This window comes from Litoreibacter albidus (genome assembly GCF_900107015.1).
In the GTDB taxonomy this organism is placed as follows: Bacteria; Pseudomonadota; Alphaproteobacteria; order Rhodobacterales; family Rhodobacteraceae; genus Litoreibacter; species Litoreibacter albidus.
Genome location: NZ_FNOI01000005.1, coordinates 20453 through 39577 on the forward strand (window position 1 = coordinate 20453; position 19125 = coordinate 39577).

Annotated in this window: 22 protein-coding genes and 1 riboswitch; of the genes, 7 read left to right on the forward strand and 15 right to left on the reverse strand. The window is 60.5% G+C overall.

Going from position 1 to position 19125, the window contains the following annotated elements; genetic code table 11:
• Nucleotides 1-82 precede the first annotated feature (82 nt).
• From pth to BLW66_RS12250, 3 genes are all read left to right on the forward strand, one after another.
• On the forward strand, nucleotides 83-757 hold the full coding sequence (pth, locus tag BLW66_RS12240; protein ID WP_089947455.1) for an aminoacyl-tRNA hydrolase: 675 nt from the start codon (nucleotides 83-85) through the stop codon (nucleotides 755-757).
• 19 nt (nucleotides 758-776) lie between these two features.
• Nucleotides 777-1940: a serine hydrolase domain-containing protein gene (locus BLW66_RS12245; RefSeq protein WP_089947456.1), complete on the forward strand. Its 1164-nt coding sequence runs from the start codon at nucleotides 777-779 to the stop codon at nucleotides 1938-1940.
• 71 nt (nucleotides 1941-2011) lie between these two features.
• Nucleotides 2012-2389 (forward strand): DUF2237 family protein, encoded by a 378-nt coding sequence (locus tag BLW66_RS12250; RefSeq protein WP_089947457.1) that lies wholly within the window; start codon nucleotides 2012-2014, stop codon nucleotides 2387-2389.
• 367 nt (nucleotides 2390-2756) lie between these two features.
• Here BLW66_RS12250 and trpB read toward each other — a convergent pair whose 3' ends face one another.
• The 5 genes from trpB to ihfB all read right to left on the reverse strand — a co-directional run bounded on the left by trpB (nucleotide 2757) and on the right by ihfB (nucleotide 5707).
• Nucleotides 2757-3989, reverse strand: coding sequence for a tryptophan synthase subunit beta (gene trpB / locus BLW66_RS12255; RefSeq protein WP_089947458.1), 1233 nt, complete (start codon nucleotides 3987-3989; stop codon nucleotides 2757-2759).
• 68 nt (nucleotides 3990-4057) lie between these two features.
• Nucleotides 4058-4366, reverse strand: a complete 309-nt coding sequence (locus BLW66_RS12260) for a hypothetical protein (RefSeq protein WP_342027824.1) — start codon at nucleotides 4364-4366, stop codon at nucleotides 4058-4060.
• A gap of 36 nt (nucleotides 4367-4402) precedes the next feature.
• On the reverse strand, nucleotides 4403-5044 hold the full coding sequence (locus BLW66_RS12265; protein WP_089947459.1) for a phosphoribosylanthranilate isomerase: 642 nt from the start codon (nucleotides 5042-5044) through the stop codon (nucleotides 4403-4405).
• A gap of 10 nt (nucleotides 5045-5054) precedes the next feature.
• On the reverse strand, nucleotides 5055-5414 hold the full coding sequence (locus BLW66_RS12270; protein WP_089947460.1) for a lipopolysaccharide assembly protein LapA domain-containing protein: 360 nt from the start codon (nucleotides 5412-5414) through the stop codon (nucleotides 5055-5057).
• 5 nt (nucleotides 5415-5419) lie between these two features.
• A complete protein-coding gene (gene ihfB / locus BLW66_RS12275; RefSeq protein ID WP_089947461.1) occupies nucleotides 5420-5707 on the reverse strand; it encodes an integration host factor subunit beta in 288 nt (95 codons plus the stop codon).
• 353 nt (nucleotides 5708-6060) lie between these two features.
• Here ihfB and BLW66_RS12280 point away from each other — a divergent pair, with 353 nt between their 5' ends.
• Complete coding sequence (locus BLW66_RS12280; protein ID WP_089947462.1) at nucleotides 6061-6627, forward strand: fasciclin domain-containing protein; 567 nt, start codon at nucleotides 6061-6063, stop codon at nucleotides 6625-6627.
• Nucleotides 6628-6696: 69 nt separating this feature from the next.
• On the opposite strand, the gene rpsA is transcribed toward BLW66_RS12280, so the two are convergent.
• Nucleotides 6697-8376: a 30S ribosomal protein S1 gene (rpsA, locus tag BLW66_RS12285; protein WP_089947463.1), complete on the reverse strand. Its 1680-nt coding sequence runs from the start codon at nucleotides 8374-8376 to the stop codon at nucleotides 6697-6699.
• A gap of 199 nt (nucleotides 8377-8575) precedes the next feature.
• Complete coding sequence (locus tag BLW66_RS12290; RefSeq protein WP_089947464.1) at nucleotides 8576-9214, reverse strand: hypothetical protein; 639 nt, start codon at nucleotides 9212-9214, stop codon at nucleotides 8576-8578.
• A 72-nt stretch (nucleotides 9215-9286) separates the two neighbouring features.
• On the opposite strand from BLW66_RS12290, the gene BLW66_RS12295 reads away from it, so the two are divergent.
• Nucleotides 9287-9952 carry a helix-turn-helix transcriptional regulator gene (locus BLW66_RS12295; RefSeq protein ID WP_089947465.1) on the forward strand — a complete coding sequence of 222 codons (666 nt, stop codon included), beginning with the start codon at nucleotides 9287-9289 and terminating at the stop codon, nucleotides 9950-9952.
• 283 nt (nucleotides 9953-10235) lie between these two features.
• Here the strand turns inward: BLW66_RS12295 and BLW66_RS12300 are convergent, their stop codons facing one another.
• The 3 genes from BLW66_RS12300 to aroA are packed head-to-tail and all read right to left on the reverse strand — an operon-like array spanning nucleotide 10236 to nucleotide 12816.
• Nucleotides 10236-10856, reverse strand: a complete 621-nt coding sequence (locus tag BLW66_RS12300; RefSeq protein ID WP_089947466.1) for a (d)CMP kinase — start codon at nucleotides 10854-10856, stop codon at nucleotides 10236-10238.
• A gap of 26 nt (nucleotides 10857-10882) precedes the next feature.
• Nucleotides 10883-11464 (reverse strand): hypothetical protein, encoded by a 582-nt coding sequence (locus tag BLW66_RS12305; RefSeq protein ID WP_089947467.1) that lies wholly within the window; start codon nucleotides 11462-11464, stop codon nucleotides 10883-10885.
• Nucleotides 11465-11469: 5 nt separating this feature from the next.
• The gene (aroA, locus tag BLW66_RS12310; RefSeq protein WP_089947468.1) at nucleotides 11470-12816 is read right to left on the reverse strand and encodes a 3-phosphoshikimate 1-carboxyvinyltransferase; all 1347 of its coding nucleotides are present in this window, start codon (nucleotides 12814-12816) and stop codon (nucleotides 11470-11472) included.
• Nucleotides 12817-13172: 356 nt separating this feature from the next.
• Between aroA and BLW66_RS12315 the strand changes: the two genes are divergently transcribed.
• Complete coding sequence (locus BLW66_RS12315) at nucleotides 13173-13676, forward strand: P-loop nucleotide/nucleoside kinase family protein (protein WP_089947469.1); 504 nt, start codon at nucleotides 13173-13175, stop codon at nucleotides 13674-13676.
• 133 nt (nucleotides 13677-13809) lie between these two features.
• On the opposite strand, the gene rpiB is transcribed toward BLW66_RS12315, so the two are convergent.
• From rpiB to BLW66_RS12330, 3 genes are read right to left on the reverse strand one after another with little or no spacing between them, the layout of a single operon-like run.
• Nucleotides 13810-14259 (reverse strand): ribose 5-phosphate isomerase B, encoded by a 450-nt coding sequence (gene rpiB / locus BLW66_RS12320; RefSeq protein ID WP_089947470.1) that lies wholly within the window; start codon nucleotides 14257-14259, stop codon nucleotides 13810-13812.
• Between the two features lie 21 nt (nucleotides 14260-14280).
• Nucleotides 14281-14991, reverse strand: coding sequence for a tRNA (guanosine(46)-N7)-methyltransferase TrmB (gene trmB / locus BLW66_RS12325; protein ID WP_089947471.1), 711 nt, complete (start codon nucleotides 14989-14991; stop codon nucleotides 14281-14283).
• A gap of 42 nt (nucleotides 14992-15033) precedes the next feature.
• Complete coding sequence (locus tag BLW66_RS12330; protein ID WP_089947643.1) at nucleotides 15034-15900, reverse strand: LysR family transcriptional regulator; 867 nt, start codon at nucleotides 15898-15900, stop codon at nucleotides 15034-15036.
• A 101-nt stretch (nucleotides 15901-16001) separates the two neighbouring features.
• Here BLW66_RS12330 and BLW66_RS12335 point away from each other — a divergent pair, with 101 nt between their 5' ends.
• Nucleotides 16002-16283 carry a DUF1330 domain-containing protein gene (locus BLW66_RS12335; protein ID WP_089947472.1) on the forward strand — a complete coding sequence of 94 codons (282 nt, stop codon included), beginning with the start codon at nucleotides 16002-16004 and terminating at the stop codon, nucleotides 16281-16283.
• Nucleotides 16284-16354: 71 nt separating this feature from the next.
• Here BLW66_RS12335 and metK read toward each other — a convergent pair whose 3' ends face one another.
• Together metK and lnt are read right to left on the reverse strand one after the other, a co-directional pair.
• Complete coding sequence (gene metK / locus BLW66_RS12340; protein WP_089947473.1) at nucleotides 16355-17536, reverse strand: methionine adenosyltransferase; 1182 nt, start codon at nucleotides 17534-17536, stop codon at nucleotides 16355-16357.
• Nucleotides 17537-17543: 7 nt separating this feature from the next.
• A riboswitch (SAM-SAH riboswitch) is annotated at nucleotides 17544-17592 on the reverse strand.
• A 14-nt stretch (nucleotides 17593-17606) separates the two neighbouring features.
• On the reverse strand, nucleotides 17607-19118 hold the full coding sequence (gene lnt, locus BLW66_RS12345; protein WP_089947474.1) for an apolipoprotein N-acyltransferase: 1512 nt from the start codon (nucleotides 19116-19118) through the stop codon (nucleotides 17607-17609).
• Nucleotides 19119-19125 lie beyond the last annotated feature (7 nt).

Consider the following 19125-nt stretch of genomic DNA (forward strand, 5'->3'; position numbering starts at 1 on the left):
GTTTGCCGTTGGTCACTGGCTGGCCAACAGCAAATGCTCACGCCCTCTAGCCCCCCGCCCGTGGACACGGTAAAACACCCGCATGAAACTCTTCGTAGGCCTCGGCAACCCAGGCGCAAAATATAGCCAAAACCGGCACAACATCGGCTTTATGGCCGTGGACCGCATCGCGGAAGACCACGGGTTTTCGCCGTGGAAATCCAAATTTCAAGGACAGCTGTGCGAGGGCCGCCTTGGCCACGAAAAGGTGCTGCTGCTCAAGCCCAGCACCTTCATGAACCTGTCCGGCCAGTCCGTGGGTGAGGCCATGCGGTTCTACAAGCTCGACAGCACCGATGTGACCGTCTTCCACGACGAAATCGACCTCGCCCCCGCCAAGACCAAATGGAAGGCGGGTGGCGGGCATGCGGGCCACAACGGGCTGCGCTCCATCCATCAGCACATCAGCCCGCAGTATGACCGCGTGCGCCTTGGCGTCGGCCACCCCGGCCATAAGGACAAGGTGCCCTCCTACGTGCTCAACGACTTCGCCAAGGCGGAGCAGGACTGGCTCGACGATGTACTGCGCGGCGTCTCCGATGGGGCGCCCTACCTTGCCGACGGGGATAGCGCCAAGTTTTTGAACGCGGTGGCGCTGCGCGCGGCCCCTGCCCGCTCCTCCACCACCAAGCCGAAGCCGAAACCACAAGCCCAGCCAACGCCGGAGCCCGAAGACACGCGCAACCCGATGCAAAAACTGTTGGACCGCTTTAGCTAACCCATCCGGAGCCCCCGCCATGCGATCAACCTTGAAGTGGGCGCTGCGCCTGATCGTGCTGCTTGTCATCGTGGCGGCCCTTGTGGGTATCTGGAAGCGCGAAGAAATCACCCGGCTTATGGCGGTCAATACGCTCTTCGCGCCAGAAAAGATCGTGCATAATTTCTCCAACATGGACGCGGCATTTCTGTCCGCCGAACTGGCCCTGCCAGACGCGCCCGCAAGCCCCCTGCCCAAAGGGGCCGACGCCAGCCTACCCCTAGAAACCGAAGATTGGATCGCGGCCCGCGACGTGACCGCATTGGTGGTCCTCAAGGACGGGCAGATCGTTCATGAGAGCTACCACAAAGGCACCGCCGCCACAGACCGCCGCATCTCTTGGTCCGTCGCGAAAAGCTATCTGTCTGCCTTGATGGGCGTTGTCCTTGAGGACGGCGACATCGCCTCCATCGACGATCCCGTGACCAAATACGCCCCCTCCCTCAAGGGCACCGCCTACGACGGCGCCACGATCCGAAACGTGTTGAACATGTCGTCCGGCGTGACCTTCAACGAGGACTACTTGGACAGATCCTCCGACATCAACCGCATGGGCCGCGTGCTGGCCCTTGGCGGCACGATGGACGGATTTGCGGAAGGCCTGTCGCAAACCTTCGCAGAACCGGGGGAGGTTTGGCGCTATGTCTCCATCGACACCCACGTTTTGTCGATGGTGATACGCGGCGCGACAGGCCGTAGCATCCCCGACCTGATGGCCCAGAAAATTGCAGGCCCCATGGGGCTAGAGGTCGCGCCGTACTACCTGACCGATGGCGTGGGCGTCGCATTCGTGCTGGGCGGCCTCAACATGATCACCCGCGACTATGCCCGCATGGGGCAGATGTTTTTGCAGCGTGGAAAGCTGAACGGACGCCAGATCGTGCCAGCCGACTGGGTGGACGCGTCAACCACCGCGACAGCCCCCACCGCGCAGGGTGCGATTGGCTACGGCTTTCAGTGGTGGATCCCTCAAGATGCGGCAGAGGGCGAATTCATGGCACGCGGCATTTATGGCCAATACATCTACGTCAACCGCCCCTTGGGCGTGGTCATCGCGACCAACGCCGCCGACCGCAATTTTCGCAAGGCAGGCGTAGCCGCTGAAAACGTCGCCATGTTCCGCGCCATCGCTGGGGCGCTCTAGCCAGACCGCTTGCGGTTCCCCATGGGTGTACTAGTCTCGCGGCAGCCGCAACGAACACTGGAATATCCTTCATGGACCGCGAACCCTCTCTCAACGTGCTTGGCGATGCGCTGCAAAGCTGCTCGCATGATCCCGTCACCGGCTTCTTTCGCAATGGATGCTGCGACACGGGGCCAATGGATCAAGGCAGCCACACGGTGTGCGCGATCATGACGGCGGAGTTCCTCGCCTTCTCCAAATACCTTGGAAACGACCTTTCCACACCGCGCCCCGAATACGGCTTCAAAGGTCTGAACCCCGGTGATCAGTGGTGCCTATGCGCCGCGCGGTTCCTGCAAGCCCATGAGGAAGGCGCAGCGCCAAAGCTTCGCCTTGCCTCCACACACCAACGGGCGCTCGACATCGTGCCGATGGCAGCACTGGTTCAAAACGCATTGGATGCGAATTGAAATCTAAAAACTGATTTCAAATAGACCCAAATAAAAGAGCTATCGTCGCATTACATTTCGGACGATTTTTCAGTTTGAACAATTCAGTGAACAACAGCGTGGACTTCGCGCTTTACTCTGGGCCCGCGCGGCAAACCTTAGATATTGATGTAAGCGTCCCGCACCGACCGGTTCTCGGGTATCCAAACGGCGGGTATGCTCAGGTGTCGCTGTTCCTCCCCAAGCAACGCGCCATCTGCAATTGGGGAGGGGAGGAACTGATCCTGCTTACAGCACCCGACCACCCGAGGGCGATCAATATCCCGTTGCTTTCGGGCAGCTATAAAGATGACGAAAGCACGATAGGGCGAACAGTTATCAGTCCGCTCTAGGCGAACTCACCCATCTCGAAATCCAGCGCCCGCGCAACGGTAAAGATATCCTTGTCACCACGCCCGCACATGTTCATGCAGATGATGTGATCTTTGGGCAGCGTCGGTGCGATCTTCATCACATGGGCCAAGGCGTGTGATGGCTCCAGCGCGGGGATGATCCCCTCCAGCGCGCAACACAGCTGGAACGCATCCAGCGCCTCTTGGTCGGTGATGGCCACATATTGCGCACGGCCAATGTCGTGCAGCCAGCTATGCTCCGGCCCGATGCCCGGATAATCCAAGCCCGCCGAGATCGAGAACCCTTCAAGAATTTGCCCGTCGTCATCTTGCAACAGATACGTGCGGTTGCCGTGTAGCACCCCCGGACGCCCGCCCGTCAAAGACGCGCAATGCTCCATCTTGGCGTTGACGCCCTTGCCGCCCGCTTCCACGCCGATGATATTCACGTCCTTGTCGTCAAGGAACGGAAAAAACAGCCCCATCGCATTCGACCCGCCACCGATCGCCGCGACCAATGTGTCTGGCAGACGGCCTTCGGCCTCCATCATTTGTTCCTTGGCTTCCTTGCCGATGATGGCTTGAAAGTCGCGCACCATCGCGGGGTACGGGTGCGGTCCAGCCACGGTGCCAATGCAGTAGAACGTGTCGCGCACGTTGGTCACCCAGTCGCGCATCGCATCATTCATTGCGTCTTTTAAAGTGCCACGGCCAGAGGTCACTGCGACGACTTCCGCGCCAAGAAGGCGCATGCGGAAAACGTTCGGCGCTTGGCGCTCCACGTCATGGGCGCCCATGTAGACCACGCATTTGAGGCCAAATTTGGCGCAAACAGTCGCCGTGGCAACCCCATGCTGGCCCGCGCCGGTTTCCGCGATGATGCGGGTTTTGCCCATGCGGCGCGCCAGAATAATTTGGCCCAACACGTTGTTGATCTTATGCGCACCAGTGTGGTTCAACTCGTCGCGCTTCAGGTAAACCTTAGCGCCGCCCAAATGCTCTGTCAGGCGTTCCGCGTGGTACATAGGTGACGGGCGACCGACATAGTGCTTCCACAGGAAATCCATCTCGTCCCAAAACGTCTTGTCGGTTTTGGCGTGCTCGTATTGCTCTTCCAGCTCCAGAATAAGCGGCATCAATGTCTCGGAGACAAAGCGCCCGCCAAAATCGCCAAAGCGACCTTTCTCATCGGGGCCGGTTTTGTAGCTGTTCAGCAGATCATCAGGCATTTTGGAACACTCCCGTTGCAACCCTGCTGATGTAGCCCGTGAACAGGTCGGGGTAAAGCGCAAGGGAATTAGAGTTTCGAGGAAACTCTGCCCCTAAATCCTCTAAGAGGATTTTCTACCAAACTCTCCACGAGAGTTTGCCCCAGTCGTGCCGTCATTTGAATGTCTTCTGCGTTGCAGAAGACCACCACCTGCCCCGCGTTCTCAACGGCGGAATAACCGCGCCGCGCCAGTTCACGGTAGAAGGTTTGCCGCCCGACCATCCGCTCCATATCGCGGACATTGCGGCGCACGACACCACCGCCAAGCGCGGCCTTGGATTTGAACAAATGCCGGAACCAAGCCTCCGGCGTCATAGGGATCTTCGTATATTCCATGACGGTACACTGCGCACGGGTTGGTAAACATGAGGTTTAAGCCCCGTGAGATGCCGCCACAAAACGCCGGATCAGCTCCGCATCTTTCACCCCGCGCGCGCTTTCCACGCCCGATGAGACATCAACCTGCCGCGCGCCCGTCAACCGGATGGCCTCAGCCACGTTCTCCGCAGTCAGCCCCCCAGCAAGCATCCAAGGCGCCGCCCAGCGGCGCCCTGCGATCAGCCTCCAGTCGAAGGCGAGACCGTTGCCGCCGGGTAAATCCGCATCTTTGGGCGGCTTGGCATCCACCAGCACCTGATCCGCCGCGCGGCAGTGCTCGTCCAACGCCGGCAAGTCACTCTCATCCGCAACGCCCACGGCCTTCATCACCGGCAGGCCGAACCGCTCGCGCACTTGGGCCACGCGCTCCGGTGTCTCGCTGCCGTGCAGCTGCAACATATCAAGCGGCACCTGATCCAGCAGCGCGTCAAGCGCCGCGTCATCCGCGTTCACCGTCAGCGCGACTTTAGCGATGCCCAACGGCACCTCCAGCGCCAGCGCACGGGCGGCGGCAAGGCTCAGGTGGCGCGGGGATTTCTCGAAGAAAACGAAGCCCACATACGCGGCCCCAGCAGCGGCACAGGCCGCTACGTCCTCGCTGCGGCCCAAGCCGCATATTTTGACACGTGGGGTCATTGCACGCGGCTTAGCGACGTGCGGGGCTGTCGTCGAGCAGCGCCAGAACTTCGTCCTTGCCCTCGTTCGACTTGCGCTTCAGGCCCTTGACCTCGCGCTCCAGCTTCTCTTTCTCGCGCTTTTGCAAGCGGGCGTCGGCGCGGTGCTTATGCTCGCGCAGCCATTCCCAGACAAAGCCGATAAGCAGGCCCAAGATGATGCCGCCGAAAATCACCACGAAGAGTGGCAATTCATAGGACAGCGGTTGCCCCAGATAGGCCGCCATTTCCTCGGGCAGCAGCTTGATCGTCACCATGCCACGGTTGGCAAGGGCGACCAGAATCAGGGACAGGCCGACGACGGCCATAAACACATAGCGAACGTAGCGCATTTAGATCAGCTTTCGTTTCCGTTTAGCCGATCTCGTAGCAGCTTGCCGGTCTTGAAGAAAGGCACATGCTTCTCTTCCACGTGAACGCTCTCTCCGGTGCGCGGGTTGCGGCCGGTGCGGGCGTCGCGTTTCTTGACCGAGAACGCGCCAAAGCCGCGCAGTTCCACACGGTTGCCCGAGGCGACGGCGTCGACGACTTCTTCAAAGATGGTGTTCACAATGCGCTCCACGTCCCTTTGGTACAGGTGCGGGTTTTCGTCTGCGATCTTCTGGATCAGCTCGGAGCGTATCATCAAATATCCTCCCCAGGACTTTGTTTCATGTCGCGGGTGGCGACCGCGGTTTGGCAAACTATAGGACGAATAATCCAAGCGAGGGAAGTGTTTAGACGCGCAGCCGCCCCAGAAGTCGGTGAAATCTAGCGTGAAATCGACCGAACGCCGCCCATGTGCAGCCACTGGAACAGCCCCGCATGCAGGCTGCCGGTTTTTTGGGCGGTGAGGTCTCCGCGTCGATTCGCCCCCTCCCGACGCTATCCACGGAACGCGGTCACAAAAATTACGCCAGCCTGAAACTTCCCAGCCTGCCTGCCCGTGTCTTGATCATCGCACGGCAAAACGCCTGCGACGTTTTAAAGGAATGACCTATGACATTTGCGAAATCCCTCCTCACCGCCACCGCCTTGCTTGCCACCTCCGCTGCGGCTTTTGCCGATGGCCATTCCGCCAAGAACCCCATGGTTGGCGGGGCAGAGATGTTTGCGGAAAAGAACATTGTGGAAAACGCCGTCAACTCCGCCGACCACACCACGCTGGTGGCCGCCGTTAAGGCCGCGGGCCTTGTGGACACGCTGGCAGGGGACGGCCCCTTCACCGTCTTCGCCCCCACCAACGCCGCCTTCGACGCGTTGCCGGACGGCACAGTGGAAACCCTGCTCAAGCCGGAAAACAAAGATCTGCTGACAACGATCCTGACCTGCCACGTCGTGGGCAAGGCCGTGATGGCCGACGCGATGCAGGGCATGATCAAGGACGACGGCGGCAAGCACCCCGTGCCAACGCTGGGCGGCTGCACGTTGCAGGCGACTTATGTGGACGGCGTGATGATGCTGGAAGATGAGAACGGCACGATGGCCAAGGTGACGATTGCGGATGTGAAGCAATCCAACGGCGTGATCCACGTCATCGACGCGGTGTTGACGCCTAAGTCGTAAACCTCTCGCCGCAAACGAAAAAGGCCCCGCCAATCTGGCGGGGCCTTTCTTGTTTCAAAGGTCGAAAGCTTAGGAGTCGTCGGACTTCAGAGCTGCACCAAGGATATCGCCCAAGGATGCGCCGGAGTCGGAGGAGCCATACTGCTCGACTGCTTCTTTCTCTTCAGCAATCTCGCGTGCTTTGATGGACAGACCCAAACGGCGGGTTTTCGCGTCCACGTTGGTCACACGTACGTCCAGCTTGTCGCCAACGCCGAAGCGCTCTGGGCGTTGCTCTGCACGGTCACGCGACAGGTCGGAGCGACGGATGAAGGATTTCGCGCCTTCATATTCGACTTCGATGCCGCCATCTTCGATGGATGTGACTTCAACTGTGATGATGGAGCCGCGCTTAACGCCGTCCACTGCTGTGTCGAAGGAGCCGTCCATAGCTTTGATCGAGAGCGAGATGCGCTCTTTCTCAACGTCCACTTCGGTGACAACGGCTTTAACCATGTCGCCTTTGCGGAAGTCGCCAAGGGCGTCTTCGCCACGGCCATCCCAAGTGATGTCGGACAGGTGAACCATGCCGTCGATGTCGTTCTCGAGGCCAACGAACAGACCGAATTCGGTGATGTTCTTGACTTCGCCTTCGATCTCTTTGCCGACAGGGTTGTTCTCTGCGAACACTTCCCATGGGTTGCGCTGTGTCTGCTTGAGACCCAGGGAAACGCGGCGCTTGGCGCTGTCGATTTCCAGAACCATGACTTCGACTTCTTGCGACGTAGACACGATTTTGCCCGGGTGTACGTTCTTCTTGGTCCAGGACATCTCGGAGACGTGGACAAGACCTTCAACACCTGGCTCCAGCTCAACAAATGCGCCGTAATCGGTGATGTTGGTAACGCGGCCCTGATGCGTGGAATCCAGAGCGTATTTCGCGGCAACTTCGCCCCATGGATCGTCCTGCAGCTGCTTCATGCCGAGGGAGATACGGTGGGTCTCTTTGTTGATCTTGATGACCTGAACCTTGACGGTTTCGCCGATTGTCAGGATCTCGCGTGGGTCGTTGACGCGGCGCCATGCCATGTCGGTGACGTGCAGCAGGCCGTCTACGCCGCCAAGGTCGACGAATGCGCCGTACTCGGTGATGTTTTTGACCACACCGTCAACAGCTTGACCTTCGGTAAGGTTGCCGATGACTTCTGCACGCTGTTCAGCACGCGATTCTTCCAAGATGGCGCGGCGGGACACAACGATGTTGCCACGGCGACGGTCCATTTTCAGGATTTGGAACGGCTGTTTCAGACCCATCAGCGGGCCAGCGTCGCGCACTGGGCGTACGTCGACTTGGGAGCCGGGAAGGAACGCAACTGCGCCGCCCAGATCCACGGTGAAGCCACCTTTGACGCGACCAAAGATTGCGCCTTCGACGCGCTCTTCGTCTGCGTATGCTTTTTCCAGACGGTCCCAAGCTTCCTCGCGGCGCGCTTTGTCGCGGCTGATGGAGGCTTCGCCGCGGGCGTTCTCAACGCGGTCGAGGAATACCTCAACTTCGTCGCCCACTGCGATTTTGGCAGCTTCGCCTGGTTCAGCGAATTCTTTAATGTCGATGCGGCCTTCCATTTTGTAGCCGATATCGATGATGGCTTGGCCGGCTTCGATCGCCAGTACTTTGCCTTTGACAACCGAACCTTCGTCCGGTGTGTCCATCTCGAAGCTCTCGTTCAAGAGGGCTTCGAATTCTTCCATAGATGTGTTTGTAGCCATGAGGCGTGTGTGTCCTAATCTAATGTTTATGCGGGCCGAGCGGTTGTCTCCGCCGGTCTTTGGGTTTCATGTTGGTCGTCGGGGCTTTCTTCAAAACAAGAAGGGCCGGAAAACCGACCCTGCTCGCCCTGAGACTGTTCTCGCCCCTTAGACAGCCGCGCGTATAGCCTGTGTTGGCGGGAAGAGCAAGTATATAAGGCTATGCCAGCACATGCCAAAAATCGAGATCGACAGTTTGCGGATCAAACATTTCAAGCAACGGAAGGCAGTCGGCGTCATTTAGGTACCCGTTGCAAATCTCGCGGGCCGCACCGGACGTCTCAACAAAGGCTATTTCCGAATAGGTCGTCTCATCCACGCGCCCCATGAAATGCGATTTAGCCTCGCCAAACCGTGGCAGATAGGCGTTTTCGATACGGTCGGATGCGTCCATCATTTTATCCTCGGAAAACGTAGCCATATCCTTGGGATTGAAGGTTCCGAACTCAACGCATGAAAACTCGTCAGGCAGCTGCTTTGGCCCGCCCAGCAGCAGGTTTTGCGTCAACCGAATGCTGTCTGGGTCCAGCATCTCCATCAGAGCAGCCGATGACGGCGCGCGCGCGTGGGCTTGCGCCATCGCGCCGAAGGCCTCCGGATCAATCGCAAGAATAGCATCCGCGAACTCCCCCTTCAGGTTACCCAACAGGCAATGCATCGCGATACCGGGTTGGGCCGCCAAAAACTCTTGCTGCCAAACCCGTGCGGCGGCCACAAATTCCGCCGCGTCGACCCCGCCTTTGATCCGGTATCGCGCAAATCCCATCACTGTCACGGGGCCGATGTCTTTCTTCAGCATTCTTTGTCCTTTCAATTCGATTGCTGAAGATGCACTACAAGACAGGATTGACAGTTTTTGTCAGGGGGCCGCATGCGCACTATCAGGTTATTCTCGATCCTCGATAAGTTGCGCGGGCGACGCACCCCCATATCCGCTGAAACACTTGCCGAACTTTTGGATGTGTCCGTGCGGACCATCTACCGAGACATCGCGACGCTGCAATCCATGGGCGCCCCCATTCGCGGCGAGGGTGGCCTTGGCTACCAAATAGAAGCCGGCTTCTTTCTTCCGCCGCTTCACTTCGACCCCGACGAGCTGGATGCCCTAATCCTTGGCATCCGAATGGTTACCGTTCGCGGGGACGAGAAACTGGGATCAGCCGCCACCCGATTGCTTGGTAAAATTGAGGCGGTTCTGTCGGAGGGTGCGCACGCACTGAACCAGCCGCTGCTGGCCGTTGGCGCGGGCAAGAAATCTGAAACTGCATTCGGCCTGACCGCCCTCAAAGCCGCGGTGAGACGTCGCAAGAAGGTCGAGTTGAAATATCAAGACGACCAAGGACAAGAAAGCACGCGCATCGTGCGGCCACTTGGAATTACGGCCTTTGAACTGGTTTGGGTGCTCACGGCGTGGTGTGAGCATCGCGAGGATTTCCGGAATTTCCGCTTGGACCGCATCCAATCGTTCAACGAGTTAGACGGCGGCTTTAAGCGCGAAAAAGGCAAAGAGTTCTCGGACTATCTGCGTACGCTTTAAGGGAACCCAGCTATTAAGCACCGCCAGCAAGAAGCCGGAAACCTGCGCGCCCACCGAACGCCCCCGCTACCAAAGCTTAACACCCCCGCCCTATACCCTGTCCTCGGTTAACCAAACGTGGGGTGCTCTCAACGCCTCATTTTCGATCTGTGGTCCATGGCCCCAATTGGGGCTTCCCGTGACCGCCGGCACTCAAAGGGGGATAAAATCCCCGAAGGGATGCAGGGTAACGCCTGCAAGCAAGAGGACCGCAGCCCGAATTGGGCGGCCGCCTATCTAGTATTCAGACAGAGACATGCTTCAGCCGCGCCCGAATCTCATCGGTCGCGGCCGCAACTGCGGCCTCTATCGACATGTCGGACGTATCAATCACCACGGCATCCGCCGCCGCCGCCAAAGGGGCCGCCTCGCGTTCGCTGTCGCGGGCGTCGCGCACTTGCAGGTCGTGCAGCACGCCCTCGCGGGTGACGTCATGCCCGTTGCCGGACAACTCCAGATAGCGCCGCTCCGCACGGACCCTGTCGGAGGCGGTGACGAAGAGCTTCACATCCGCATCCACACAGATCACCGTGCCAATGTCGCGCCCGTCCAGCACCGCGCCGCCCTCGCGCCGCGCAAAGTCGCGTTGGAACTGAACCAGTGCCGCGCGCACCTCTGGCAGCGCCGCCACCTTGCTGGCCGCTTGCGCCACCGCCGTGGTGCGCAGGTCATCACGGGCCATGTCATCCGGCGTCAGGCTTTTGGCCGCCTCCACCGGATCGGCCCCCGCCAGCACCCGCGCCCCCGTGGCGCGGTAGAGCAGCCCTGTGTCCAAATGCGCAAAGCCGAATTCAGCCGCCACGCGCTTGGACACCGTGCCTTTCCCCGCCGCAGCGGGGCCGTCGATTGCGACTGTGAAGTTCATTCGGGGGCAGCCTCCTTCAGGCGTGGTTAAGCGCCGAAGGCAATCGGCTCACTCATCGCGACATCATCGCCGCCCGCGACTCGCTGAGCCAGCGCACTTGGCTTGGCATCAAAGTCATAGGCGTCGTCGGCGTGCAGGGCCGCGTCCATCAACCCCTCCACGGAGGTAATCGTCGCCCCGCCCTGCTCCGCATCGCTGAGCATGATGCGCAGGCCTTGAATGGCGTTGTCGGCTTTGACACCAACCAGCGCCACTTGGCCACCGCCGGTTTTCACCGCCAGCTCCACCATCGCCATTTTGCAGCCGCTTTCCGGCAGTGCCGCAGGCAGCGCGCCCGGATACGGATCACCCGCGATCAAACGGCCGGGCTGGATATCCATCGCCTTCACTGGGCCAAGGTTGATCGGGGCGTCAAAATCACCTTCCTCGAAGTCATCCAGAAGGGCGGCGCGGCGCAGCAAAAGCAGCTCGGTGCCTTCTTGGTCAAACGCCATCATCAGCGTCGCCAAAAACTGCGCGATATTGTCGGAGTGACCTACAAAAATGCGCGAGTTGGCGTCCAAATCGCCCTCGCCTGCCGTCACAACACTCGCAAAATACTTCTGCATAATTTCTAGTCCCTTGTAATGTTTGCGCCCAAATCGCGCATCAAATCCTCAAAAATCGGGAAGGACGTCGCAATCGGCCCCCCATCGTCAATATGAACCGGTTTTTCAGTGCCCAGCCCCAGCACCATGAACGACATCGCAATGCGATGATCCAGATGCGTGGCACAGGTGCCGCCCCCCGGAACGCCGCCCGCGCCCATGCCGTGAACGATAAAGGTATCTTCGTCTTCTTCAATAGTCACGCCGCAGGCTTCCAGCCCGCGCGCCATCGCATCAATGCGGTCGCTTTCCTTCACCCGCAATTCCTTGACGCCGCGCATGACGGTTTTGCCCGTCGCGAAGGCCGCCACGACCGAGAGCACCGGATATTCGTCGATCATCGACGCCGCGCGCTCCGGCGGCACTTCGATGCCCTTCATATTGTCGGAGAACTTGGCGCGCAGGTCCGCCACAGGCTCCCCGCCTTCTTCGCGCATGTTCTCGAATGTCAGGTCCGCGCCCATCTCTTGCAAGGTGGTGAACAGGCCCGCGCGGGTCGGGTTCAGCCCGATGCCCGGCACCAGCACCTCAGAGCCTTGCGCGACGATCCCCGCGCAGACTGGGAACGCGGCGGAGGATGGGTCGCGCGGCACCGTGATGGTTTGCGGCTTGAGTTCCGGCTGGCCTTGCAGCGTAATCACGCGGCCCTCGCTGGTGTCCTCGACGCTCAGGTTTGCGCCGAAGCCTGTCAGCATCCGCTCCGAATGGTCGCGGGTGGCTTCTTTCTCGATCACCACGGTTTCGCCCGCGGCATTCAGCCCCGCCAGCAGCACGGCAGATTTCACCTGCGCCGAGGGCATGGGCACGGTGTAGCGCACAGGCGCCGCGTCTTGTGCGCCCACAATCGTCATCGGCAACCGCCCGTTTTTGCGGCCATAGCTTTGCGTGCCGAACAGCGCCAACGGGTCGGTGATCCGCCCCATGGGGCGGCCATTCAAGGATGCGTCGCCAGTAAATGTCGCGGTGATCGGGGAGGTCGCCATGGCGCCCATGATCAGCCGCACGCCGGTCCCTGAGTTGCCGCAGTCGATCACTTGGTCCGGCTCCGCAAAGCCGCCGACGCCGACGCCGTGCACCGACCAGTTGCCGCCGCCGTGGTTGATCACCCCGGCCCCGAACGCCTGCATCGCGCGGCCCGTGTCCAGTACGTCTTGGCCCTCCAGCAGGCCGGACACCTTGGTCTCCCCCACCGCCATAGCGCCCAGAATAAGCGAGCGATGCGAGATGGATTTATCCCCGGGCACATGCGCCTCACCAGATAAAGCGCCACAAGCGCGGGAGGTCATTGGGATAGGGTCACCGTGGCCGGACATAGGGCAGATCTTTCTGGTCAGTCAAAAGCCCTGACGTGATAGCCCAGAGGCGGCGGGGGGTCCATGGTGGTTTGTGGTTGGGCGGTGATGGCTGATTTGGAGCACCTTCGCTGTAGCCATCTGGGGCGAAGGGAAGCTATGCGGACAAAGTTGGCTTTCGCTGAGGCGGCGCTAAGGTCTGCTCTCGTCGATAGACAATCAGAAGCCCACGTGTCACTAAAGGTGCATGAAAATCTTCGTTCAAAACTTTGGTCGACAAGACCAAAATCGAATTACCTACCCGGTCTGAAAACCGGGCCGGGCTAACTCGTATTTGAACGTCAACTGCGCACGCCGCGCTGAACAAGGTTATTCATATGTCCTCGACAACACCAACTCTGCACTTTCTGTGCGGAAAAATCGCTTCTGGAAAATCCACTCTGACTGCCCAGCTTAGCCGCACGGCTGGAACCATTGTGATTGCTGAGGACGAGTGGCTGAATGGTCTTTTTTCTGAAGAAATGGCATCGATTTCGGACTACATGCGGTACATGTCGAAGTTTCGCGAGGTCATGGGACCACACGTCGTCTCATTGCTAAATGAGGGAATTTCAGTCGTTTTGGACTTCCAAGCCAATACGATTGCTTCGCGTGATTGGATGCGGAGCATCTTGGAACAGACAAAGGCTGCACACAAACTTCACGTGTTAGATGTACCCGACGAAGTCTGTATCGCACGACTTCATGCTCGCAATGCGCAGGGTGATCATCCGTTTACGGCAACAGAAGAGCAATTCCGACAGATTTCGAAACACTTCGTTGCTCCTTCACCCGAGGAAGGATTCAATATGGTGATGCATAATGTTGACACGAAACCCTGAGCTAACTGGACCTTCGTTGATGGTGCAGCATTCGGCACTTTGGGCTCCAAGCAGCCCTTCCCCCCTTTCCCCTCTCCTGCACGGAATCGAGCCGAAGGAGCCGACCGTCCGGCTTGCGCTCCAACAGGTATCGCTAGTCTTCAATCGCGGTGATCATATCCACCCGCGTCGCGTGGCGGCCGCCTTCGAATTCGGTGCTGAGGAAGGCGTCAACGATGTCCAGCGCCAGCCCCTCGCCGATGACGCGTGCGCCCATGGACAGCATGTTGGCGTTGTTATGGGCGCGGATCATGCGGGCCGAGAACGTGTCGGAGCAGACGCCGCAGCGGATACCTTTGACCTTATTGGCCGCCATCATGATGCCCTGCCCCGTGCCGCACAGCAGAATGCCAAGCGCGCAATCGCCCGACGCCACACGCTGCGCCGCCGCTTCGCCGTGCTTGGGGTAGTGGGTGCTTTCGCTGGTCATGGGGCCGATGTCCTCGACCTCAAAGCCAAGGGTCGCCACATGCGCGGCAATGGTCTGGCGCAGCGCGATGTCGGCGTGGTCACTGGAGATAACAATGCGGGTCTTGGCAGTCATGGCGAGGGTATCCCTATGGGGTTAGGTCCGGATGAACGTCATATAATGCGGGGCGCGGCCTTCGCGCAGCGCCTTTTGCTCGTAACGGGTGGAGAACCAGTCGTCCCAAGCGGTGCTCAGGTCATCAGGGTTTTCGGTCAGGGTGAAGCCCGCAGGCGGCACCTCCTCCAAGGTTTGGCGCACGTAGTCTTCGATGTCGGTGGCCACGCGGAACTCATGGCCTGACTTCAGCTTTTCGGCCAGCGGGTCCAGATGCTCCGGCGTCACGAAGCGGCGGCGGTGGTGGCGGGCTTTGGGCCACGGGTCGGGGTAGAGCAGGAACATCTTGTCGAGACTGTTTTCCGGCAGCACATCCAGCAAATCCCGCGCATCACCGGGGTGGATGACGATGTTGGTCACCCCCTCGCGGCGGATTTTGCCCAGCAGGGACGCCACGCCGTTCACGTAGATTTCGCAACCGATGATCAGCACGTCAGGGTTGGCCTTGGCTTGATGCAGGATGTGCTCGCCAGAGCCGAAACCCACCTCCAGCCACAACGGGCGCCCGTCGCGGATCCGGTCCACGTCCAGCAGTGTGCGGTCGGGGTTATCTTCGCGGCTGACGTGGTCCAACAGGTACTTGGGCAGTACCTCGTTGAAGTCCTGCTGCTGGCGGGCGTTCAGGGTCTTGCCCTTCAGGCGGCCATAAAAGTTACGCCGTGGCGTCGCGGAATCTGTGTCTGATGTGCTCATGCGCGGCGGTGTAGCCCCGACTTGGCGCGGGCGCAACGTTGCTTACGCCACAAACAACGCGCGGTTGGCCTTACAATGGGCGACCAGCACCTCGCGAAAGGCCCGCGCCTTGGCAGATGGCCAGACATCCGGATGCCCCACCACCCAGATATCAGAGTAGGATCGCGGTGGCAGCACGGGCACTTGCTCCAACCCCGAGATTGTGCGCCCAAGGAACATGGGCATCCTAAGAACCCCCAACCCCGCCTGCGCCGCCCCGATCAGCGCCACCATATCGTCAAAACGGAACCTGACCTGCGTACTGGGGTAATCGGGGCTAATCCCTTTGGGCACATCGGGCGTGGCATCATAAACCACCCAATCGATCATCGCATGCGGGTCTTGCGCAATGCGCGCGGCCCAATCTGGGCTGGCGAAACTGGCGGTGTCTTGGCTGAGCAACCGCAAGCCGGTCAATTCATCGCCGGGCGTGCGACTGATGCGCACCGCAAGATCGGCCTCGCGGCGCGAGAGGTCCAACAGATCATTGGTGGCCAAGATGCGCAGCTCCACTGCCGGATATCTGGTGGTGAATTGATCCAGAACCGGCGTCAGGAAATTGGCAATCAGCAATTGCGAGGCGGTGATCACCAGCGGGCCGGACAACTGTGTCTCTGCCCCCTTCATACGGCGCATGAGGGCGTCCTCAGCCTGCTCCATCTGCGCGGCATGTTCTGCGATCATATGCGCCATTTCTGTCGGGGTGTAGCCGTCTGCCAGACGCTCAAACAAGGCCAGACCAAGCACGTCTTCCGCGCGGCGAATTCGGCGGGCCACGGTGGTGTAATTCACCCCAAGTGCGCCGCCCGCCCCCGCCAGCGAGCCATGGCGCACCAATGCAAGCACCGTGCGCAGATCATCCCAAGCCATATCCATACATGCGTTTTCGCACGAGACAGATGCAATGGCACGCGTTTTCGCGCGCGAGCCTTGCCGCTAGGTTTCAACACACCCCAAACCAGGAGACCCCAATGATCTATGCAATCGCAAAACTCGCCGTCACCAACCCCGACGCTATCGCCAAATACCGTGAAGTTTCGGGCGCTGCCTTGGCCAAACACGGCGGCAAGGTCGAGGCCGGTACAGGTGAATTCACCGTCCTAGATGGCTCGCCAAATGTACCCAGCATCGCGGCCTTGCTGAGTTTCCCCGACAAAGATGCCGCCGTGGCTTGGGCCAATGATCCAGAGCTGGCCGATGTACACGCCCTGCGCCGCGACGCCGGTGAATCGGATATTTTGTTGCTAGGGTAACAGCCCCGCAGCTGAAAACGACAAAGGGCGCGCCAGTGGCACGCCCTTTGGTTTGAATATGCAAGCTCGGCTTAGACCGCCCTTTTCAGCGCCTCTACCAGATCTGTGCGCTCCCAAGAGAAGCCGCCGTCGGCTTCTGGCGCGCGGCCAAAGTGGCCGTAGGCTGCGGTGCGCGCATAGATCGGGCGGTTCATGCCCAGATGCTCGCGGATGCCGCGCGGGGTCAGGTCCATCAGGCCCGCCACTGCAGCCTCGATCGCCGCGTCGGGGGCTTCGCCGGTGCCGTGGGTATCGCAATAAATCGACAGCGGCTTGGCCACGCCAATCGCATAGCTCAGCTGGATGGTGCAGCGTTTCGCCAAGCCGGAGGCCACGACGTTCTTCGCCAGATAGCGCGACGCATAGGCTGCGGAGCGGTCCACCTTGGTCGGGTCTTTGCCCGAGAACGCGCCGCCGCCATGCGGGGCCGCACCGCCGTAGGTGTCGACGATGATCTTGCGGCCCGTCAGGCCCGCGTCGCCGTCCGGCCCGCCGATGACGAATTTGCCCGTCGGGTTGACCCACCATTCGGTGTCCGCAGACAGCCAGCCTTGCGGCAACACTTCCACGATATAAGGCTCGACCACGGCGCGCACATCTTGCGACGTCATGGTCTCATCAAGGTGCTGCGTGGACAAAACCACCGAGGAGATGCCGACAGGCTTGCCGTCCACATATTTCACCGTCAGCTGCGACTTGGCGTCAGGGCCAAGCGTTGGCTCCGTGCCGTTTTTGCGCACTTCGGCCAAACGACGCAGAACCGCGTGGGCGTAGTGGATCGGGGCGGGCATAAGCTCCGGCGTCTCGTCGCAGGCGAAGCCGAACATGATGCCTTGGTCGCCCGCGCCCTCTTCCTTGTCGGTCGCGGCGTCAACGCCTTGCGCTATATGCGCGGATTGTTCGTGCAGCAGGTTGGTGACCTCGACGGTCTTCCAGTGGAACTTGTCCTGCTCATAGCCGATGTCGCGGATGCAGTCGCGGGTGATGCTGTCGATGCGCTCCATGTAGTCGTGCAACTTGTCTTTGTCAGACAGGCCAACTTCGCCGCCGATCACCACGCGGTTGGTGGTGGCGAAGGTTTCAGCGGCGACGCGCGCCTCGGGCTCTTCCGCCAGGAATGCATCCAATACCGCGTCCGAGATACGGTCGCACACTTTGTCGGGATGCCCCTCGGATACGGATTCCGAGGTGAATAGGTAGTTCTGTCGTGCCATGGGGAAGTGCTCCAAATATGTTGCTCCGCCACGTCAGGAAGCCGTTGTGACGGTAATTTAAGCCTCTGCCCTACTCCTGTGGGGGGACGCGGTCAATCGAAAGACGGCGACGCGCGGCAATCCGCCAAACCAGCAACAACCCCAAAAGCACGCGCATGGGCCAGTCGTAAAACTGCGCATAAAGCGTGGGGGCGGCGGGCTTTGGCAGGGCGGCATCCAGATAGGCCGCCACGTTCAGCTGAGTCTCGGCCGTGACGCGACCCCACGGATCAATCACGGCGGAAATGCCGGTGTTTGCCGCGCGGACCAGCGGCAGGCCTTGCTCCACCGCGCGCAGGCGCGCTTGCGCCAAATGCTGGTAGGGGCCGGAGATATTGCCGAACCACGCGTCATTGGTGATCTGCAAGATCACGTTCGATCTGGGCAAACCGCGCAGACGGCGCGGGAATATCAGCTCGTAGCAAATAAGCGGCAACGCAGGCCCGATCCCCGGCAGGTCAATCAGCTTGGGGCCCGGTCCCTTGGAGAACCCGCCCCCGTCACGCGATGCCAAGCCGCGAATGCCCAACTGCGACAGCGCCTCCCCGAAGGGGATGTATTCGCCGAAGGGCACGAGGTGGTATTTATGGTAAACCTGTTCGCGCTGCCCCTCTGGGCCAAGCAAGGCCAGCGTGTTGCGCCAGCCGTCTTCCACGCGGTCGTTGCCGCCCACAATCACCGGCTGGCCGCCTGCTGCACGGGTGATGGCCTCCAGCACCTGCGGCGCGTCATTCAGCGGATAGGGCACGGAGGTTTCCGGCCACACGATCAAGTCCGGCGCGGTGTCAGTTGGGGCCGCCGTAAGGTTCACTGCGCGTTGCAGGAACTCGCCAATATGCTCTGACTGCCACTTCAAATGCTGCGCAGCATTGGGCTGGATCAGGCGCACGGTTTTGCCGGTGTTTTGGGTCTCGTGACTGGCAAGGCGCTGTGCGCCAAAGCCCCATGCCGCGGCAAGCACCACCAGGGATATAGCCAACCCCACATAGGGTTTGCGCGCCGACGGGCCTGCCGCGATGACCAGCGTTACAAACGTAAGTAAGGGCGTGCCCGCGACCGCTGCCAGTTGCAAAACCGCGTGGTCGGACCAGATGTGGCCGATGGTGGCCCACGGGAAACCGGTAAACAAAACGCTGCGCAGCATTTCCATCACCGTCCATAGCGCCACCAGCGCGATAATCCCGCCCAAACGGCGTGCCACGCCGAAGGCCACGGCCCACAAAAGCGCCAAGCCCCCCGCCATGAAGAACAGCGCGAAGGGGGCCATCCAGCCGTGCCGTGCGATGTCGACCAAGAACGGCTCTACCAGCCAGAACAGCGCCAGCGCGAAGTAGCCCGCACCGCCTGCCCAGCCGATCCAAGCGGCCTTAGGGGCGGACAATGTGTGACGGTAGAGCCAGATCAGCGCCGCGAAGCCACAAAGTGCGAGCGGCCATAGCGACCACGGCGCCTGCCCCAACGCGCCCAGCGCCCCCGCGCCGAACGCAAGGGCAAGGCGCGACCAACTGGGCCGCGCCGCAGGCCGAAAGGCGCGTTTTATCATACAGGCA

Bases quoted from the DNA above. Each gene is read 5' to 3' on its own strand.
- lnt (WP_089947474.1), bottom strand. From the start codon at position 19,118: ATGATAAAACGCGCCTTTCGGCCTGCGGCGCGGCCCAGTTGGTCGCGC.
- trpB (WP_089947458.1), bottom strand. From the start codon at position 3,989: ATGCCTGATGATCTGCTGAACAGCTACAAAACCGGCCCCGATGAGAAA.
- BLW66_RS12305 (WP_089947467.1), bottom strand. From the start codon at position 11,464: ATGCAGAAGTATTTTGCGAGTGTTGTGACGGCAGGCGAGGGCGATTTG.
- BLW66_RS12265 (WP_089947459.1), bottom strand. From the start codon at position 5,044: ATGACCCCACGTGTCAAAATATGCGGCTTGGGCCGCAGCGAGGACGTA.
- rpsA (WP_089947463.1), bottom strand. From the start codon at position 8,376: ATGGCTACAAACACATCTATGGAAGAATTCGAAGCCCTCTTGAACGAG.
- rpiB (WP_089947470.1), bottom strand. From the start codon at position 14,259: ATGACTGCCAAGACCCGCATTGTTATCTCCAGTGACCACGCCGACATC.
- BLW66_RS12280 (WP_089947462.1), top strand. From the start codon at position 6,061: ATGACATTTGCGAAATCCCTCCTCACCGCCACCGCCTTGCTTGCCACC.
- aroA (WP_089947468.1), bottom strand. From the start codon at position 12,816: ATGTCCGGCCACGGTGACCCTATCCCAATGACCTCCCGCGCTTGTGGC.
- metK (WP_089947473.1), bottom strand. From the start codon at position 17,536: ATGGCACGACAGAACTACCTATTCACCTCGGAATCCGTATCCGAGGGG.
- BLW66_RS12335 (WP_089947472.1), top strand. From the start codon at position 16,002: ATGATCTATGCAATCGCAAAACTCGCCGTCACCAACCCCGACGCTATC.
- pth (WP_089947455.1), top strand. From the start codon at position 83: ATGAAACTCTTCGTAGGCCTCGGCAACCCAGGCGCAAAATATAGCCAA.
- ihfB (WP_089947461.1), bottom strand. From the start codon at position 5,707: ATGATACGCTCCGAGCTGATCCAGAAGATCGCAGACGAAAACCCGCAC.
- BLW66_RS12315 (WP_089947469.1), top strand. From the start codon at position 13,173: ATGTCCTCGACAACACCAACTCTGCACTTTCTGTGCGGAAAAATCGCT.
- BLW66_RS12300 (WP_089947466.1), bottom strand. From the start codon at position 10,856: ATGAACTTCACAGTCGCAATCGACGGCCCCGCTGCGGCGGGGAAAGGC.
- BLW66_RS12250 (WP_089947457.1), top strand. From the start codon at position 2,012: ATGGACCGCGAACCCTCTCTCAACGTGCTTGGCGATGCGCTGCAAAGC.
- trmB (WP_089947471.1), bottom strand. From the start codon at position 14,991: ATGAGCACATCAGACACAGATTCCGCGACGCCACGGCGTAACTTTTAT.
- BLW66_RS12295 (WP_089947465.1), top strand. From the start codon at position 9,287: ATGCGCACTATCAGGTTATTCTCGATCCTCGATAAGTTGCGCGGGCGA.
- BLW66_RS12270 (WP_089947460.1), bottom strand. From the start codon at position 5,414: ATGCGCTACGTTCGCTATGTGTTTATGGCCGTCGTCGGCCTGTCCCTG.
- BLW66_RS12260 (WP_342027824.1), bottom strand. From the start codon at position 4,366: ATGGAATATACGAAGATCCCTATGACGCCGGAGGCTTGGTTCCGGCAT.
- BLW66_RS12245 (WP_089947456.1), top strand. From the start codon at position 777: ATGCGATCAACCTTGAAGTGGGCGCTGCGCCTGATCGTGCTGCTTGTC.
- BLW66_RS12290 (WP_089947464.1), bottom strand. From the start codon at position 9,214: ATGCTGAAGAAAGACATCGGCCCCGTGACAGTGATGGGATTTGCGCGA.
- BLW66_RS12330 (WP_089947643.1), bottom strand. From the start codon at position 15,900: ATGGCTTGGGATGATCTGCGCACGGTGCTTGCATTGGTGCGCCATGGC.